Raw genomic sequence first — 17,509 nt, forward strand, 5'->3', positions numbered from 1 at the left:
GTTCACGCAACCGCGCGGCGGTACAGGTGCCATGTGGCATGACCCAGAACCGGCATCACTATGATCAGGCCCAACAGCATCGGCAGGGCACCCAGAAACAGAAGGGCCGCCACGATGAACCCCCAGGTCAAGATGACGCCGGGGTTGTGACGCAACACGCGAAACGACGTCACGACCGCCACCGGCAATCCGACTTGCCGGTCCAGAAGCAACGGAAAGCTGACGACGCTGATTGCCAGAGCGCAAAGAGCGAATACGAAACCAACGGCGAGTCCGACAACCATCATGGTCCAGCCGGCAGTCGTCGTGAAAGCCTGCTTGGCAAAAGTGCCAAGTGACGCGGGGGCTTCTGGCCCCATTGTATGCGTGTAAATGCTCTGCGCCACCATCAGCCAGATCAGCAGAAGCATCACCAGATAGAAGCCCAAAACCAGAATTGCGCCGAAAGCCGGAGAGCGGAATACACCGAACGCATCCAACCAATGCACCGTGCTGCCTTGTTCTCGTTTGCGGCTGATCTCATACAGCCCCACAGCTGCGACTGGACCGATCAAGGCAAAACCGGCGATCAGAGGCGCCAGAAGGGGCACCATGTTGACGTTCAGGGCAAAGCCGAACATCAAAAGCCCCGCAATCGGGTATATCAGCACAATGAATATGGCATCCGCCCGTGTTTCGACAAAGTCGTGATACCCCGCCTTCAGACAGGCGCGCAGATCTTGCATCGTCAATGTCTGCACCATCGGCAAATGCTTGGTATCTGCGCTTCCGAGTTTTGAAACGCTATCCGAGACATGATCACTGGCCGCCCCCAGATTCTGGGCCGCCCAACTGATCGGATTTCCGATTGTTTTAGCCATTTTCATCCCCTTTCCTGGCGAGATTTGCGCCGCGGAATGGATCCGGCATTAAGTTGTCCGTGGCCGGACCAGCCGACAACGCCTGATCGCAGTATAGCACAGTTTGGCGGAATCCTGATCAACACTCTGATATCTGACGATTGCTCCGCATCGCAGTCATGTTAGCTTGATGTCAGGCAAGAGGAGGTCAGGATGCAGACAACAGCGAAAACGGTGGTATTGCACGAATTCGGCGGGCCCGAGGTTCTGCGGATCGAAGACAGGCCATTGGGCGACCCCGGACCGGGTGAAATACGTATCCGTCATCATGCCTGCGGTCTAAACTTTATCGATGTTTATCAACGCACTGGATTGTACCCCCTGGAGCTCCCCCATGCTTTGGGGATGGAAGCGGCGGGTGTCGTCGAGGCCGTCGGGGAAGGGGTAACGCACCTGAAACCCGGTCAACGGGCCGCGTATGCCGCAGCCCCACCCGGCGCGTATTGCGAGGCCCGCGTGATGCCTGCGGCACAGGTGTGCCCTTTGCCGGATGGCATCTCTTTCGAAGCGGCTGCGGCAATGATGTTGAAGGGTTTGACGGTTGAATACCTGTTTCACCGAACCACTCCGCTGAAACGCGGGGATACGGTGCTGTTCCACGCAGCGGCGGGTGGGGTCGGACTGATCGCCTGCCAATGGGCGAAGTCAGAAGGGATCACTCTGATTGGCACGGCGGGAACCGACGAGAAGTGCAGCCTCGCCCGGTTCAACGGGGCCGCGCATTGCATCAACTACCGCTCTGAGAATTTCGCCGAACGGGTGGCCGAGATCACCAAAGGCAAGGGTGTGGATGTGGTCATGGATTCCGTGGGGGCGGACACGTTCGAAGGATCGTTGAACTGCCTGAAACCCTTGGGAATGATGATTTCCTTCGGCAACGCCTCAGGGCCGGTGCCGCCATTCGATATCGGTGTTCTGGGCAAGAAAGGATCGCTCAAGATTACCCGCCCCACTTTGTTCACCCATATTGCGGACCACTCCGTCTGTCAGGCAATGGCGCGCCGCTTGTTCGGCAAGGTCGAGGGCAGAGAGGTCAAGATCCACATCGACCAGCGCTTTGCGCTGGATCAGGTGGCCGATGCACATCGCGCGTTGGAAGCGCGGCAGACGACCGGCAGTACGATTCTGGACCTTTGATGCGAAACCCGGCCTGTCAGGCCGGGTTCAACTTTATCCGGAGTGCCGTTCAGAACCGGTAAGAGACACGAACCTGCAATGTGGTTGCGTCGACATCCACATTGTTTCCGTTGAAGTTATCGAATTCGTGGTACAGAAGTTCTCCGCCAATACTCACATTTGGGGCCACGATCTGTTCATAGCCTGCGCCGATGAACCACCCGTCATCACTGCCCAGGGTGTCGGTGCCCGCTTCGGCGTAGCCTGCCGTGCCGTACAGCAAACCTTGCGGGTTTACCTTGTAGCCGGCGCGCGCCTTCAACCGCCAGACATCTTCGACAGTTGCGGCGCCGGACAGGCCCACGTCAGTCCAGTCATAGTCAAATCCGCCGCCAACGACCCAGTCGCCCAGATCATAGTCGTAGCCCAGGATGATACCACCGATCGCGCCATCGCCATCGACACCGGACAGGCTGGTGTCTACATCGGCATAACCCAGTTGCAGACCGCCATAAAACCCGGTCCAGTTGCCCGAGGATTGTGCCATTGTCGATCCCGCGACCACGGTTGCGACAGTAGTGATGAGAGCCAATTTCAAAGTCATCTCATTTCCTTTCGATTGTCACTCTGCTCCAGTGAAATTCGGTTCACTTATGCAGACAGTTACGATCCGCGGACGTCATCGGATCAGTGATACCTACGAACCCCTGCCCGAATTTTGCCTCTGAAACGTGACAAGACACGCCGGGGGCCTTTGAAATCGGGCACTTCTGATACTGATGAGATAGGTAGAGATGAGAGGTCTTCAAACGATATGCGGCAGCGGAACATTCCGCCGCCGACACAGCTGAAGATTTAGGCGGATTATTGCTTTTGCAATTCAGCAGGGGTCTTGTCCGCGATGTTTTCCCAGTTTGCACTTGCGCTTTCGATAAAGCCCGGGATGTCGCCTTCCCAGCGTTCCTGGATGTCTTCCGACAAGTTCAGGTACAGTTTGTTGTCGACGATTTTCCAGTGGTTCGGGTCACCGTCGAACTTGAAGCCCATGGCTGTACCAAAGGCACAATAGCCGCCGTAGGCAGGCAGGTAAGCTTCCGGGTTGGCTTCGAAGGCGGCTTTGTTTTCCTCGGACGAGAAACGGTACAGCGCATCGTCGTGTAGCGCGGTGATGCGATAGTCGCCCTTGGTCGCTTCACCGACGGTGAAATAGGCAACCGGGTCATAACCCTGCATGGCCAGACCGGTCGAGCTTGCGTTGATGTCCACTCCAGCGGCCAGTGCGGATGTTGCCAGTGCAACGGACAGAGCGACGCCACCGATCAGAGATTTAAACTTGTTCATTGTTCCACCTTTCGTGAAAGGAGCCTCGTCTGTGTGCGGATCGAAGGCCCCGGATTGTTGTCCTGTGTGGCCCGTAATTGACCGTCACGACAGCGATCTGGGAAGCAGGCGGATCACGTTCAAAACAATGAATCGTGATTGTGCGTCAGAGAGGAACGTCTGTTCAAAAATGCAGGCCTGACATTACGCGTCCGGTTCAAAATCCAGAACAAACGCGATGACTTTGCTGGCCGCCATTTCACAAGGCCTCAGCAGCGCGCCGCTGATGCGTGTCTGATACAGATTCATGCTGATATAGTCGGTGCCGCCCAGTTCGCGTGCAACCAGCTTGTGGGATTTCCCCTTTGCCATCTGTTGGCGCACGACGACATAGCGCCGATTCCCCGATGTACCGGCAAACCTGCCCTCGGGCAGTGCGAAAAACGCGGAAACGAAAGCGTCCGGCGGTGTCACGATTTTCCGATTTTCGGTTCAGTCCCGGCCTTGATCCGTGCGACGTTGGTGCTGTGACGCCAATAGATCAGAAGGGTCAGGATAATCCCAAGGATAAAGGATTGTCCGTTTGTCAGAACCAGCACCCAGGTCGTTGAAAGCGCGGCCGCGGCCAGTGCTCCGACCGAGGATATCCGCCAGATCGCCGCCGCCACCAGCCAGCTGAGACAGCACGCAACTCCGACGCGCCAGTCCAGCGCCAGCCAGAGGCCCAGAAAGGTGGCCACGCCTTTTCCGCCCTTGAAACCCAGCCAGATGGGAAAGCAATGACCCAGAAAGGCAAAAAGGGCTGCGATCTGCGCGGCGTCTTCTCCGGCATAAGCACGGGCAATCAGAACCGCCGCCGCGCCCTTGGCCGCGTCGAACAGCAAGGTCAGCGCCGCGGCGGCTTTGTTGCCGGTGCGCAGGACATTGGTTGCGCCGATATTTCCGGATCCGATTTCGCGCAGATTTCCCAGCCCCATGACCTTTGCAAGCAGCAGGCCGAAGGGAATGGAGCCCAAGAGATATCCAACCACCGCCCACTGGAGCAGTTCGCTGGTCGAGTTGTCGATCGGGGGCATTAGGAACTCCGGAACACTTCTTTACCTGCAACATAGGTCGAAATGACCTTACCTTGCATCCGCTGGCCGTCAAATGGCGTGTTCTGAGATTTGGATTTTAAGGCAAAGCGATCAAGCACAAAAGGCACATCCGGGTCGAACAGAAGCAGATCCGCCGGCGCGCCTTCCGACAATCGGCCGCTTTCCAGACCAAGCCGTTTGGCCGGGTTCAATGCCATCACCCGGAACAGGGTCGGCAGGTCCAACTGGTCGGCATGATACAGGCGCAATGCCGCCGGCAAGAGCGTTTCCAGCGCCACCGCGCCCGAGGCGGCCTCTTCAAACGGCAGGCGTTTGCTTTCTTCGTCCTGCGGCGTGTGCATCGAACTGATCGTGTCGATCAGGCCGGTGCGCACCGCCTCGATCACCGCCTGCCGGTCATCCTCGGACCGCAGCGGAGGCTTGACCTTGAAGAAGGTACGATAGTCGGCCACGTCCAGTTCGTTCAGCGTCAGGTGATGGATCGAGGTGCCGGCAGTGATGTCCAGCCCGTTGCGCTTGGCCCGTTCCAGCGCGGGCAGGGCGCGGGCGGTGGTGATTTGGTCGGCGTGATAGGCCGCGCCCGTCATTTCCAACAGCGCGATGTCACGGTCCAGCCCCATGCGCTCGGCCATGGGCGAGACCGCAGGCAATCCGCGCAGGGCGGCGAATTTGCCGCTGGTGGCCGCGGCGCCATGGCTCAGGCCCGGATCTTGCGGGTGGGCAATCACCAGCGCGCCGCAGGATTTCGCATAGGTCAGTGCGCGGGAAAACACCTTGGTATTGGTGATGACGTGATCGCAATCGGTAAAGGCCACGGCGCCTGCGTCCTGCAAGAACCCGATTTCCGTCATCTCACGCCCTTCGCGCCCCTTGGTCAGCGCGGCCATCGGCAGCACGTTGACCGGCGCATCCGCCTGCGCGCGCCGGGTCGCGAATTCCAGCGTTTCTGGCGTATCGACCGCAGGCAGTGTATCCGGGCGGGTGACAATGGTGGTGACACCACCGGCTGCGGCAGCGAGGCCTGCAGACTTGTAGCTTTCCTTGTGCCGTTCGCCCGGCTCACACACCTTGACGCCGATATCGACGATGCCGGGGGCGAGGCACTTGCCCCCGCAGTCGATGACCTGGGCGTCAGCAACGGGCGCGTCGCCGTTGCCCTTGCCGTGAATGAGGCCGTCGGCAATTTGCATCCAGCCGGGACTGTCCGTGCCGGTTTCAGGGTCGATCAGGCGGGCGTTGGTGAAGATCAGGGCGGTCATGTATGGGTCTCTCGGGCTTGGGTCAGCGCGGCCAACGCGGCATCCGGGTCGGGCAGATGGTCGAATCTGAAAAAGGGGTGGCGGTTAAAAACCACCGCTGAGGGCACAGTGCGGAAATTCAGGAACCGGTTGATTTCAAGTTTTTTGGTTTTCAGTTCTTTGTTGACTTGCCACGCGTTCTGCGGCGTCACAACATAAACGCGTTGCGAGCGAACAAAGCGGTCCGCCCACATCACGAATGCCAGCACGCCCGTGCAACTGAGCAGCTTCCAGAAATCCCGCACCGAGTCGACAATCCACGGGCTGGCGAACCACGCCAGACCGACAGAGCCGATCAGAATCCTGTAGGACCAACCCAGATGAGGTGGGAAGAAACCGTTATGCGGCCGCCCGAACCATAGAACCTGTTCGCCCTCTGGTATCTTGTCGCGCCACCATTCGTCGCTCATCCCATCGCCCTTTCAATCGCGGCTTTGGTGGCGGCCGGGTCTGACTGGTATTTGATCAGATGCTTGTCGCCGGTTTTGGTGACAACCTGGACGAAGCTGCCCATGATATTCACGGCGGTGATCTGGTTCAGCGGCACGCTGCGTCCGCCGGGACCGGTCAGCGCGGTGTCTGACAATTGCCAATTCGAGACCAGTTCTTCCGAGGCCAGATACCACGCGCGTATGCCGATGGCGGCCAGGCCAGCTGGGGCTCCGGTCCAGACGTAAGGATTGCCGATCAGCCACAGCACGGCCATTGCACCGGCCATGGCAACGGCAGCCAGCCATGCATTTGTGCGGATATAGGCCCCTTTGTCCGGGGCGAAGATCACAGGATCAGCCATAAGATGCCTCCGATGACCACAAGCGCGACCAGTGCCAGAATGGCAGATCCGACGCGGCGGGGGGTGTCACCCGCTGTGACGGTTTGCGGGGCGGAAAAGGGTTTGGCGCTTTCGGTTTCGATGATCCCCCCGGTCCAGTTCGTGGCCTCTTCCGTGAACAGGCCGATCAGGCGCAGGCGCGGATCGGGGTTCAGCGTCGCCGGGTGTCCGTTGAAAGCCGCGCTGCGAAGGACCATGACCCAACCGTCGACAGAGGCCAGAGCGTTCCGGTCCAGCTGGTCCGCAGACACGCCGCAGCCCTCGGTCATGTAGCCGTACAGGCCGAGCTCTTCGAGGTCGGAGACCGGGAAAATATCGATATGGCTGGAATCCAGCCCGTCGACCCCAAGCACCTGATCGGCGGCACCCGGTTCGCGCAGGAACTTCGCCTCTTCCGGGCGCATGTCCAGCGTGAACAGGCGCAAAACGCCGCGTTCGTGGGGGGCGACGGTCAGATCGTTCATGCGGCCTCGCGCAGGTTGCGGGCCAGCATATCCATCGCGGCCATGCGGACGGCGACGCCCATTTCCACCTGTTCCTGAATGACGGATCGGTTGATGTCGTCCGCCAACGTGCCGTCGATCTCGACCCCGCGGTTCATCGGGCCGGGATGCATCACGATCGCGTCCGGCTTGGCCTGCGCCAGTTTTGCGGCGTCCAGACCGTAGCGGTGGTAATATTCGCGTTCCGAGGGGATGAACCCGCCATCCATCCGCTCTTTCTGAAGGCGCAGCATCATGACGACGTCAACGTCCTTGAGGCCCTCGTTCATGTCGTCATAGATTTCGGCCCCGAACTCGGCGAACTGGCTGGGCACCAGCGTCGGCGGGCCAATCAGGCGGATGCGGTTTTCCATCTTGCCCAGCAGGATCAGGTTCGATCGGGCGACGCGGGAATGGGCGACATCGCCGCAAATGGCAATGCTCAGCCGGTGCAGGCGACCTTTGGCGCGACGGATGGTCAGGGCGTCCAGCAGGGCTTGCGTGGGGTGTTCATGTTTGCCGTCACCGGCGTTCAGAACGGCGCAATTGACCTTCTGCGCCAGCAGATCGACCGCGCCGGAATGCGGGTGCCGCACCACCAGAAGATCCGGGTGCATCGCGTTCAGCGTCATCGCGGTGTCGATCAGGGTCTCGCCTTTTTTGATCGAGCTGGCCTGCATCGCCATGTTCATCACATCCGCACCCAGACGCTTGCCCGCCAGTTCGAAACTGGCCTGCGTGCGGGTCGAGTTTTCAAAGAACATGTTGATCTGGGTCAGCCCCGACAGAACGTCGGAATGCTTGGTCGACTGGCGGTTCATGTCGACATAGGTCTCGGCCAGATCCAGAATGTCGGTGATATCGGATTGCGACAGATGCTCGATGCCAAGAAGGTGACGATGGGCGAAACGCATGGGCGGGCTCCTGTCTGACAATCGCGCCGCTTATAGGAAGCCGGGCGGCGCAAGGCAACCTAAGGTTCCGTACCCTCAGGCAGTTTTTCGCAGCCGCCTTCGGGCAGGCATTGCTGGCCCGGCTTGCACCATTTGCCATAACCGCAGTCGATGGCCTTGATCGGTACGCAGCCTTGATGCGCCGAGCATTTGAAACCGGGGCGGCATTGTGATCCGGTTTCCTCGCACAGGAACCACCCCGGACGCGAGCAGCCCCCGCCGGGCAGGCAGGCCGAACCGCGCGCGCAGGTTCTGCCATCAGCGCATGTGGTCGGTGGCGTCGTATCCAGTTCCGGTGCGCTTCGTTCACACTCGCCACGGCCATTGCAAAAACTGTCGCCCGGACAATCCAGCCGCGATGCGCATTTGTTCAGGCCTGCGGGCGCACATCTGAGTCCACCAGCGACGCAGCGTTCGAACGGACCGCAACTGCGCCCGCCGCCGCAATAGGTGCCGCCCAGTGGAATGCAATGGCCATCAAAACTGCATCTTTGCCCGCCTGAACAACATGTGCTGCCACATTTGAACTGACCCGCACGGCACTGCCCGTGTTTGTCATGAAATGTGGCCCATGCCGGATCATCGGTGACAACCAGCACTAGTCCAATGATGAGGAATCGCAGAAATCTGAGCATCGCATGCCGATGGTCGGCGCGACAGAGCGACCGATCAAGCCCTATTCGCTTTCCCTCAGCCCTCAGGCGGGTAAGTTATCCCTATGGAATCGGGCTTGGACTATTATTCTGCGCGGGCGCTGCTGGAATGGCAGATCGAACTGGGCGCGACCGAGGCAATCGGTGATGTGCCGGTTGACCGGTACGCTTTGCCCGACACCTCGGCCAAACCCAGGAAACCGGAAACGCCCCCCGCCGCCCCGGCAAAGCCAAGGGATGTGGACCCGGTAGCAATCGCGGGATCCGCAGCACGGGGCGCGGGATCGCTGGATCAGCTGCGCGCAGCGATGGACGCGTTCGAGCATTGCGAGCTCAAGCGCGGCGCGCGGCAGTTGGTCTTTGCCGACGGGACCCCCGGCGCGCGCGTGATGATCATCGGCGAGGCGCCGGGTCGCGATGAGGATCGCGAGGGCAAACCCTTTGTCGGCCGTGCGGGTCAGTTGCTGGACCGGATGCTGGCGGCAATTGAACTGGATCGTCGCGAGAACGTCTATATCACCAATGTGCTGCCATGGCGGCCGCCGCAGAACCGCGACCCCAAGCCCGAAGAGATCGGGATGATGAAGCCGTTTCTGGAACGCCACGTGGCCTTGGCCAGACCCGAGGTTTTGGTTGTGATGGGGAATATCAGTTGTCAGGCGGTGCTGGGCAAACGCGGCATCACCCGCCTGCGCGGCAAATGGGATCAGGCAATGAATCTGCCGGTGATTCCGATGTTCCACCCGGCTTACCTGCTGCGGCAACCGCAGATGAAACGGCAGGCCTGGGCGGATCTGCTGGAACTGAAAGCGCGGCTGCGAGGTGCAACATGAAGGTTCTGGCATTCTCTGATCTGCACATGGCGCGCAACCGGGCAGCCGATCTTGTTGCCGCCAGCGCCGAGGCTGATCTTGTCATCGGTGCCGGTGATTATTGCAATTCGCGTCAGGGGCTGGACCAAGCGATGCAGATGCTGTCCGGCATTTCGGCCCCGCTGGTCCTGATCCCGGGAAACGCGGAAAGCGCAGAAGAACTGGGCAATGCGGCCCCGGACGGTGTTCATGTCCTGCATGGGTCTGGCATGACCATAGACGGCTTGCGCTTGTTTGGTCTTGGCTACGGCGTACCACCGACTCCGTTCGGAGACTGGTCCTGTGACCTGACGGAAGGTGAGGCGACCGAGATGCTCGACCGGTGTGAAACGGCTGATGTCCTGATCGTTCATTCTCCGCCCAAAGGGTATGGGGATCAGACATCGCAAGGCCTTTCGGTCGGATCGACTGCCATACGGGATGCGGTGGAACGCCTTCAGCCGGGATTTGCGTTCTTCGGTCATGTGCATGAAAGCTGGGGCTATCGCGGGTCCTTGGGGCGAACGCATTTGGCCAATCTGGGCCCGATGCCAAGTTGGTTTGAGGTGGATGCGTGATCGAATTCCAGACTTTGCTGGTCTTTGTTCCAGCGGCACTGGCACTGAACCTGACGCCCGGTGCTGATATGATGTTCTGCTTTGGCCAAGGGCTGCGATCCGGGGCGTGGCCTTCGGTATCGGCAAGCGCCGGCGTGTCCGTGGGTTCGATGATTCACGTGCTGCTGGCAGGGCTTGGGCTGGGCGCTGCGGTGTCGGCGCTGCCCTGGCTTTTCGAAGTGATCCGCTGGATGGGTGCCGCTTACCTGATGTATCTGGCTTGGGGAGCGGTCCGGAACGGCGCTTCGACAGGGGATGCGCCTATGCGGTCGACGCGCATGGCCTTTCGGGATGGGTTGTTGGTCAACCTGACCAATCCCAAGGTCATTCTGTTCGTGTTGGCGTTCATACCGCAATTCGTCGACCCGACTGCGGGATCGGTTCTGGTGCAGTTCCTGATCTTTGGGCTGATCATCTCGTTTGGCGGGTTCTTGGTGAACGGGCTGGTCGGAATTTTTGCCGGCGGGGCAGGCAAGGTGCTGATCGGCAACCCGCGCGCCTCGCGTATTATTGGTTGGGTCACAGGGGGTATATATTCCGCCCTCGCGATCCGGCTTGTCATGATGGAAAGGGCCTGACGCAAGATGTCACGCATTGACGAAACCAAGGAGTTCATCCCCGTCAGAATTGCCGTTCTGACCGTTTCGGACACCCGATCGATGGACGAAGATCGCTCGGGGCAGACATTGGTGGACCGGATCGAAAAAGCGGGCCATGTTGTTGCGGATCGCCAGATCATCCGGGATGAGCGCGACCAGATCGCCGATCAGTTGCGGGCATGGGTGGCTAATGAACAGATCGATGTCGTGATCTCGACCGGTGGAACGGGTCTGACGGGGCGGGACGTGACCGTCGAGGCGCATCGGGACGTGTACGAAAAAGAGATCGACGCATTCGCTACTGTCTTCACCATCATTTCGATGGAGAAAATCGGCACTTCGGCGGTGCAGTCCCGTGCAACCGGGGGGGTTGCGGGGGGAACATACCTTTTTGCATTGCCCGGCAGCCCGGGGGCCTGCAAGGATGCGTGGGATGGGATTTTGGAAAAACAGTTCGATTACCGGCATCGCCCCTGCAATTTTGTGGAAATAATGCCCAGATTGGACGAACATCTGCGACGGAAGTAGACTGGTCGTACGTTCAATTCCGTATAACCGCTTTGTGGCTTGGCATAATTCGTGATCCGGCTACATGTTGTGGACGGCAGCTTGGTGCAACCGGGGTAACTGTTTGATGCGATTTCTACGGCAGAGTCTTGTCGGTATCTTTCTGGCGTTCCTGACGCTTGCTCTGCTGTTTATTGCCGCGCAGATCATCATGGGTGCCGTTCAGGACGTCCTGACGCGTGAGGACCAGGCGCCCGCCGCCCGCGAACGGGTCTTTGCGGTTGCCGTACGTCAGGCCGAAGCGGAAACCGTAATCCCATATCTCGAAGCATTCGGAGAGGTCCAGAGCCGGCGCAGACTTGAATTGCGCGCGGCACTGGGTGGCCGCGTTGTCGCCCTGGCAGAGGATTTCGTGGATGGCGGAACGGTGACTGCCGGGGAAGTTCTGGTTGAACTGGATCCGGCGGATGCCCAATCCGCGCTGGATCGGGCCAAGTCCGATCTATTGGACGCACAATTCGAAGAACGTGATGCCGAACGGTCTTTGCTGCTGGCGCAGGACGAATTGAAATCGGCCGAGGCGCAAGCCGAACTGCGGGAACGGGCGCTGCAACGGCAACGCGATCTGGAGTCCCGAGGGGTAGGCGCCGCCGCCAGCGTGGAAGAGGCGGAACTGGCGGCTGCTTCGGCACAACAGGCTGTGCTGGCGCGCCGTATCGCGCTTGCACAGGCTGAATCCCGCGTCGATCAGGCAACGACGTTGTTGGCGCGGGCGGTGATCGCCTTGGAGGCAGCCGAACGCGATCTTGACGATATGACCATTCGGGCCGGATTCAGCGGTACGCTGACCGATGTGACGCTTGTGGAAGGGCGGTTGGTGTCGGCGAATGAAAAACTGGCTGAACTGGTTGATCCAAACGCTCTTGAAGTGGCGTTCCGGGTGTCGACGGCACAATATGTACGTCTGTTGGACGAGAATGACAGGCTGATCAACGCACCGGTCACGGTTTCTCTTGAGGTGACGGGCACCGATCTGACCGCGACTGGTCATATCAGCCGCGACAGCGGTTCTGCGGGCGAGGGTCAGACCGGACGTTTGATCTATGCGCGTCTGCAAGAGGCATCCGGTTTCAAGCCCGAAGATTTCGTCACCGTCTCGGTTCAGGAACAACCGCTTGCCAATGTGTTCCGCTTGCCGTCTTCGGCATTGGACGCATCGGGAACGGTTCTGGTGCTGGGTACGGATGACCGTCTGGAAAGTTTGCCGGTGCAGCTTGTCCGCAGACAAGGTGACGAGGTTTTGCTGCGGGGCGAAGGGTTGGAAGGGCGCGAGGTTGTCATCGGACGCACGCCGTTGCTTGGATCTGGCGTGCGGGTGCGGCCCTTGCGGCTTGAGGCCGGGGCAGACCCGGGTATGGTCGAACTGTCAGATGCGAAACGCGCTGAACTCGTGGCCCGGGTCGAGGCCAACGAATCCATGCCTCAGGATGAAAAAACTCAGGTTCTCGGTCAGTTGCGGGAAGCGCGCGTCCCTTCATCTCTGGTGCGGCGCATTGAAACCAAGGCCGGGGGCTGAGCGTCATGATGCGCGAGATACCTGGCGCAGCGGGTGGCCTTCTCAGTTACTTCACACGGCACCGGACGGTCGCCAATTTGCTGCTGCTGGTGATGCTGGTTCTGGGTGCAGCGGCTATCCCGAACATGCGGGCGCAGTTCTTTCCGGATGTCATTCTGGAACGGGTTGATGTCACCGTCTCGTGGGAAGGTGCAGGCCCCGAGGACATGGATGCCGGTATCGTGCAGTTGTTGGAACCTGCGCTGCTGGCCGTTGAAGGGGTAACCAGTACCGAGGCCAGTTCCCACCCAAGTTGGACCCGCGTCAGACTGGAGTTCGAGCCGAACTGGGACATGTCCCGCGCGGTCGAAGACGTCCGGACCGCCATAGACGGTGTGACGGATCTGCCCGAAGGCTCGGAAGAACCTGAAATTCGACGCGGCGCTTGGCGGGATCGGGTTACGGATGTCGTTATCAGTGGCCCCACCGACACCAATCAACTGGCGAAGCTGACGGATGAGTTCATCAACCGCTTGTTCTCGGCAGGGGTTACGCGAACCGAAATCAGGGGCATTGCCGCGCCCCAGATCATTGTCGAGATCACCACGGCGCAATTGATCGCAAATGACATCACCATGGAAGAGATCGCGTCGGCGATTGCGGCCGAGGTCAGCACCGATCCCGCTGGTGAGGTTGAGGGCGCAGGTGCGCGTATCCGGGCCGGAACCGAAAAGCGGACCCCGGAACAGATCGAAGACATCGCGCTGCGGACCTTTGCCAACGGGTCGAAGCTGAAGGTCGGTGATATCGCCAGGATTCGGGTCGAAGGTGTCACACGGCATCGCAGTTATTTCGTCGACGACGATCCGGCCATGTCCATCCGGGTTGACCGGTCAAACCTGGGTGATGCGATAGACATCCAGCACAAGGTCGAAGATGTTGCCCGTGAAATGCAGGCCAGCTTGCCCGAAGGTGTGAAGATTGAGCTGATCCGCACTCGCGCCCAGGCCATAACCGACCGATTGAACATCCTGGTCAACAACGGGTTGATGGGTCTTGGCCTTGTCGTCTGCCTGCTGTTCTTGTTCCTCAACGCGCGCATCGCTTTCTGGGTTGCGGCGGGTATCCCGGTGGCGATGTCGGCCGCAATCGCATTGATGTATCTGGGGGGCTTGTCGCTGAACATGGTCTCGCTGTTCGGCCTGATCATCACGCTGGGCATCGTGGTTGATGACGCCATCGTGGTAGGGGAACACGCGGATTTCCGCGCCCGGCGTTTGGGTGAGCCGCCCGTTGTGGCAGCAGAACGTGCGGCGCGGAGGATGGCCATGCCGGTGCTGGCTGCGACTGTCACGACGGTAATTGCGTTTTTCGGCCTGACCCTGGTGGGCGGACGTTTCGGAGAATTGATCCGCGACATTCCCTTTACGGTGATCGCCGTTTTGATCGCTTCGCTGGTCGAATGCTTTCTGATCCTTCCCAATCACATGGCGCACGCCATCGCGCATTCGGCCAAGGAACACTGGTATGATCTGCCCAACCGGGTCGTCAATCGTGGTTTCCGTTGGGTTCGGGATCACCTGTTCCGTCCCTTGATCGCCTGGGTGATATGGGCGCGCTACGTCGTCGTGGCGCTGATGATCGCGGTATTGGCCAGCCAGGTTGCGCTGTTCATTCGCGGCGACGTGAATTGGCGTTTTTTCAATGCACCAGAGCGAAGTTCGGTGACCGGCGGCTTTATCATGCGCGAAGGTTCGACGCGATCAGATACGCTGGAAATGATGCGCCTTCTGCAACAGGCGGTCAATGACCTGGGCCAGATCTATGAAGAGCGTCATGGGCGCAATCCGATCGACTATGTCCTGGCCGAGGTCGGCGGCAATGCCGGGCGTGCGCTTGCTGCGGCTGACGGCAAGGACGGCAGTGTGCTGGGAGGCATTTCGATTGAATTGATCGACGCCGATTTGCGCCCATATTCGAGTTTTGAGTTTGTGGGTGAGCTACAGGATTTCGTACCGCGTCACCCCAAGGTCGAAGTGATCAGCTTCCGTGGTTGGCGGTCCGGCCCCGGCGGCGATGCTATCGATGTGCAATTTTATGGTTCGGACGTAAATGTCCTGAAAGCCGCATCAGAAGATCTGCAAACTGCGCTGTCGAAGCTTCCCGAAGTCTCGGCGCTTGAGGACACTTTGACATATGACAAGGAAGAGTTCATCCTGGACCTGACTGCACAGGGAGAGGCGCTGGGTTTCCGGATTGAAACGCTTGGTCGCGCCCTGCGCAATCGCCTGAACGGTATCGAAGCGGCGACTTTCCCGGACGGGCCACGCAGTGCCGAGATCCGTGTGGAACTGCCTGAAGGCGAACTGACGGCTGATTTCCTCGAGCGTACGCTCATGCGGTCTCCTGACGGGGTTTACGTACCGCTGGCCGACATCGTTTCGGTCGAGCGTGAATCCGGTTTCTCGACGGTTCGGCGCGAAAACGGTCTGAGGGTTGTTTCGGTCTATGGCGACATTTCCGAGGATGACCCGGCACGCGCGGCTGAAATCGAACGGGCGATGCAGGAAGAAATCCTGCCGAATATCGCTGCCGAACGGCAAGTCGAGTGGCGCATGTCGGGCCTCAGCGAACAGGAAAATGAATTCCTTGCCGAAGCCCGCACCGGTTTGATCCTGTGCCTGACAGGTATCTACCTTGTTCTGGCCTGGGTGTTCGCCAGCTGGACACGGCCTGTGGTGGTCATGGCAATCATACCTTTTGGCCTCGTTGGTGCGATCTGGGGCCACTACATCTGGGATGTGCCGCTTAGCATGTTCACGGTGGTCGGGTTGCTGGGCATGACGGGGATCATCATCAACGACTCGATCGTTCTGGTGACGACGATAGATGCGTATCAAAGAGACCGTGGTCTGGTTCCGTCCATTGTCGAAGGTGCAGCGGACAGGTTGCGTCCCGTGATGTTGACCACTTTGACCACGGTTCTTGGACTTGCACCGTTGCTTTACGAAGGCTCGCAACAAGCGCAATTCCTCAAGCCGACCGTGATCACGCTGGTTTACGGGCTTGGGTTCGGGATGTTGCTGGTTCTGATCCTGGTGCCTGCCCTGTTGGCGATCCTCAATGACGTGGCGCGTCCTATGACAGCCATGCGCCGTGCCGCGCGGGCACCCGACCGGGTGGTTCGCGGGGCGCTGGCGGCAACCGGGGCCGCATTGGCTGTTTGGTTCGGCCTGACGATGATTTGGCCCGCGGTTACAGGCGCACCGCTTGGCGTGCTGCAAGGCCTCTATGCGGGTGGAGATGGCATTGCGGTGCTGCGAATGGGGTTGGGTGCATTCCTGGCCGGGGCAATTCTGATCGTGGTCCTGAGCGTGATCCTGTCAGGTTTGCTTTATGGGCGGCTGACAAGATCGGCCGATGCCTGATCCGCGCGGATCGCGTGTTCCAAAAGGTCGATGACCCGCGCGCTCATCGGCAGGTCGCCCCGGCGTATCTGCTCGATAGCGAACCAGCGGGCATCCAGCGCGTCGTCACCAGCCTGTGGTTTGCCGGAGAGATAGCGGCAAGCAACGCCGACCAACAGGTAATGGGACAAAACCTGACCCGCCTTGTCGTGACGCAGCAGATCCAGATTTCTCAGGTAATGAGACGGTTCCGCAATCACCGAGGTTTCTTCCCGCAACTCGCGCTGCGCCGCCTGCAAAACGGTTTCACCCCACTCTACATGGCCGCCGGGGAACCCCCACAGCCCTTTGTCCGGCTGTTTGCTGCGCTGAACCAGAAGAACCTTGTCCCGATGCAGAACAACCGCCAACGCACCGATCTTGGGGGATTGGCTCATGCATTCAGCCCGCGCTACAGCCCAGAATATCCACCGCGTGGTCGGATCCCAGAACGGTGATCCGGATCTCGGATCGGTCCAGCGCAAAAGGTGCACCTGATGTGTGAATGATTTCCGCTTCGGCCACCAATGTATCCCCCTGCCTCTGAGATACGGGTTGCGAGGCCCATAGCAAAGGATTGCCGGGTTCGATCACGGCGACTTCTCGACCACCCGCGGACGGCATCGTCATCCGTGCCTCGATCCGCATCCCATCTTTCGTGGGCGTCAGATTGCAGGTGGTCTTGGTGACACGGGCTTCGCGCGCGGAATAGGGTCTTTGCGCCATCGCTGCGGCAATCGCCGGGTTGCGATCAGCTTCGGCGTCCAGCGTGTGGTCGAAATCCAGGCGTTCCGGGATGCAAACGTCTTTGCAGACCCCCAGATCCATCCTGCCTTTCAGACGGACCGGTTTTGCCGGGTTGCGCGGAGTGACCTTGATGGGCAGGACCAGCTGATTTTCATAGCCAATCGATTGCAGGCCATTCTGGTCAAAGACCTCGGGCGAGGGCCAGATGATTTCCACCTGGCCGACATTGCTGGATCGCTTCCAGTCGAACTCGGGCGGGATGCCGGAATCTCCTGGCGCGCGCCAGTAGGTCTTCCAGCCATCCTTGAGCGTCAGTTTCAACGCGGACATATAGGTGCCGTTGGTCGTCCGTCCACCATCCAGAACATCCAGCCGAACCACGTTGTCCAAGTCTTGCGCGGCAACTGGGACGGACAGGCTCAGACACGCGAGCGCGGCGACGGCGGTGGGTTTGATCGGCATCTTCATACCCCATAAATGCGCGTCGATGGCGCGGATTCCAAGTCACGATCCGGTCACCGCGCTGAAATCTGTCGA

Annotated in this window: 20 protein-coding genes; 7 read left to right on the forward strand and 13 right to left on the reverse strand. The window is 59.8% G+C overall.

The genetic code is table 11. The features are described from left to right. Positions 1 to 2 precede the first annotated feature (2 nt). Complete coding sequence (locus GS612_RS15400) at positions 3 to 860, reverse strand: DUF2189 domain-containing protein (protein WP_171641546.1); 858 nt, start codon at positions 858 to 860, stop codon at positions 3 to 5. A 192-nt stretch (positions 861 to 1,052) separates the two neighbouring features. On the opposite strand from GS612_RS15400, the gene GS612_RS15405 reads away from it, so the two are divergent. After that, the gene (locus tag GS612_RS15405; RefSeq protein ID WP_171641548.1) at positions 1,053 to 2,036 is read left to right on the forward strand and encodes a quinone oxidoreductase; all 984 of its coding nucleotides are present in this window, start codon (positions 1,053 to 1,055) and stop codon (positions 2,034 to 2,036) included. Between the two features lie 49 nt (positions 2,037 to 2,085). Here GS612_RS15405 and GS612_RS15410 read toward each other — a convergent pair whose 3' ends face one another. The 10 genes from GS612_RS15410 to GS612_RS15455 all read right to left on the reverse strand — a co-directional run bounded on the left by GS612_RS15410 (position 2,086) and on the right by GS612_RS15455 (position 8,556). Beyond that, the gene (locus GS612_RS15410; protein WP_171641550.1) at positions 2,086 to 2,619 is read right to left on the reverse strand and encodes an outer membrane protein; all 534 of its coding nucleotides are present in this window, start codon (positions 2,617 to 2,619) and stop codon (positions 2,086 to 2,088) included. Positions 2,620 to 2,879: 260 nt separating this feature from the next. Then, positions 2,880 to 3,356: a YHS domain-containing (seleno)protein gene (locus GS612_RS15415; RefSeq protein ID WP_171119757.1), complete on the reverse strand. Its 477-nt coding sequence runs from the start codon at positions 3,354 to 3,356 to the stop codon at positions 2,880 to 2,882. 183 nt (positions 3,357 to 3,539) lie between these two features. Further along, on the reverse strand, positions 3,540 to 3,809 hold the full coding sequence (locus GS612_RS15420) for a hypothetical protein (protein ID WP_171233158.1): 270 nt from the start codon (positions 3,807 to 3,809) through the stop codon (positions 3,540 to 3,542). Further along, positions 3,806 to 4,411, reverse strand: coding sequence for a glycerol-3-phosphate 1-O-acyltransferase PlsY (gene plsY / locus GS612_RS15425; protein ID WP_171206089.1), 606 nt, complete (start codon positions 4,409 to 4,411; stop codon positions 3,806 to 3,808). The genes GS612_RS15420 and plsY overlap by 4 nt, the downstream gene beginning before the upstream one ends. Beyond that, positions 4,411 to 5,691 (reverse strand): dihydroorotase, encoded by a 1,281-nt coding sequence (gene pyrC / locus GS612_RS15430; RefSeq protein ID WP_171641552.1) that lies wholly within the window; start codon positions 5,689 to 5,691, stop codon positions 4,411 to 4,413. Before pyrC ends, plsY begins: the two co-directional genes overlap by 1 nt. Then, positions 5,688 to 6,140, reverse strand: a complete 453-nt coding sequence (locus GS612_RS15435; RefSeq protein ID WP_171616878.1) for a hypothetical protein — start codon at positions 6,138 to 6,140, stop codon at positions 5,688 to 5,690. Before GS612_RS15435 ends, pyrC begins: the two co-directional genes overlap by 4 nt. Next, the gene (locus GS612_RS15440; protein WP_171616876.1) at positions 6,137 to 6,523 is read right to left on the reverse strand and encodes a hypothetical protein; all 387 of its coding nucleotides are present in this window, start codon (positions 6,521 to 6,523) and stop codon (positions 6,137 to 6,139) included. Before GS612_RS15440 ends, GS612_RS15435 begins: the two co-directional genes overlap by 4 nt. Continuing rightward, positions 6,508 to 7,026 (reverse strand): hypothetical protein, encoded by a 519-nt coding sequence (locus GS612_RS15445; RefSeq protein ID WP_171616874.1) that lies wholly within the window; start codon positions 7,024 to 7,026, stop codon positions 6,508 to 6,510. Before GS612_RS15445 ends, GS612_RS15440 begins: the two co-directional genes overlap by 16 nt. Beyond that, positions 7,023 to 7,958, reverse strand: a complete 936-nt coding sequence (locus tag GS612_RS15450; RefSeq protein WP_171641554.1) for an aspartate carbamoyltransferase catalytic subunit — start codon at positions 7,956 to 7,958, stop codon at positions 7,023 to 7,025. Before GS612_RS15450 ends, GS612_RS15445 begins: the two co-directional genes overlap by 4 nt. Before the next feature lie 409 nt (positions 7,959 to 8,367). Next, positions 8,368 to 8,556, reverse strand: a complete 189-nt coding sequence (locus GS612_RS15455) for a hypothetical protein (protein WP_171641555.1) — start codon at positions 8,554 to 8,556, stop codon at positions 8,368 to 8,370. 159 nt (positions 8,557 to 8,715) lie between these two features. Here GS612_RS15455 and GS612_RS15460 point away from each other — a divergent pair, with 159 nt between their 5' ends. From GS612_RS15460 to GS612_RS15485, 6 genes are all read left to right on the forward strand, one after another. After that, a complete protein-coding gene (locus tag GS612_RS15460) occupies positions 8,716 to 9,483 on the forward strand; it encodes a uracil-DNA glycosylase family protein (RefSeq protein WP_171641557.1) in 768 nt (255 codons plus the stop codon). Next, positions 9,480 to 10,079, forward strand: a complete 600-nt coding sequence (locus GS612_RS15465) for a metallophosphoesterase (protein WP_171641559.1) — start codon at positions 9,480 to 9,482, stop codon at positions 10,077 to 10,079. The genes GS612_RS15460 and GS612_RS15465 overlap by 4 nt, the downstream gene beginning before the upstream one ends. Beyond that, positions 10,076 to 10,696, forward strand: coding sequence for a LysE family transporter (locus GS612_RS15470; RefSeq protein WP_171641561.1), 621 nt, complete (start codon positions 10,076 to 10,078; stop codon positions 10,694 to 10,696). The genes GS612_RS15465 and GS612_RS15470 overlap by 4 nt, the downstream gene beginning before the upstream one ends. A 6-nt stretch (positions 10,697 to 10,702) precedes the next feature. Next, the gene (gene moaB / locus GS612_RS15475) at positions 10,703 to 11,245 is read left to right on the forward strand and encodes a molybdenum cofactor biosynthesis protein B (RefSeq protein ID WP_152456776.1); all 543 of its coding nucleotides are present in this window, start codon (positions 10,703 to 10,705) and stop codon (positions 11,243 to 11,245) included. 106 nt (positions 11,246 to 11,351) lie between these two features. Further along, the gene (locus GS612_RS15480; protein WP_171363537.1) at positions 11,352 to 12,800 is read left to right on the forward strand and encodes an efflux RND transporter periplasmic adaptor subunit; all 1,449 of its coding nucleotides are present in this window, start codon (positions 11,352 to 11,354) and stop codon (positions 12,798 to 12,800) included. A gap of 5 nt (positions 12,801 to 12,805) precedes the next feature. Continuing rightward, positions 12,806 to 16,207: an efflux RND transporter permease subunit gene (locus tag GS612_RS15485; protein WP_171641563.1), complete on the forward strand. Its 3,402-nt coding sequence runs from the start codon at positions 12,806 to 12,808 to the stop codon at positions 16,205 to 16,207. Here the strand turns inward: GS612_RS15485 and GS612_RS15490 are convergent. Beyond that, positions 16,174 to 16,623 carry an NUDIX hydrolase gene (locus GS612_RS15490; protein ID WP_171641565.1) on the reverse strand — a complete coding sequence of 150 codons (450 nt, stop codon included), beginning with the start codon at positions 16,621 to 16,623 and terminating at the stop codon, positions 16,174 to 16,176. The genes GS612_RS15485 and GS612_RS15490 overlap by 34 nt on opposite strands. 4 nt (positions 16,624 to 16,627) lie before the next feature. Further along, the gene (locus GS612_RS15495) at positions 16,628 to 17,440 is read right to left on the reverse strand and encodes a protein-disulfide reductase DsbD domain-containing protein (protein WP_371809354.1); all 813 of its coding nucleotides are present in this window, start codon (positions 17,438 to 17,440) and stop codon (positions 16,628 to 16,630) included. Between the last annotated feature and the right edge of the window lie 69 nt (positions 17,441 to 17,509).

This window comes from Ruegeria sp. HKCCD6157 (genome assembly GCF_013110685.1).
GTDB lineage: Bacteria > Pseudomonadota > Alphaproteobacteria > Rhodobacterales > Rhodobacteraceae > Ruegeria.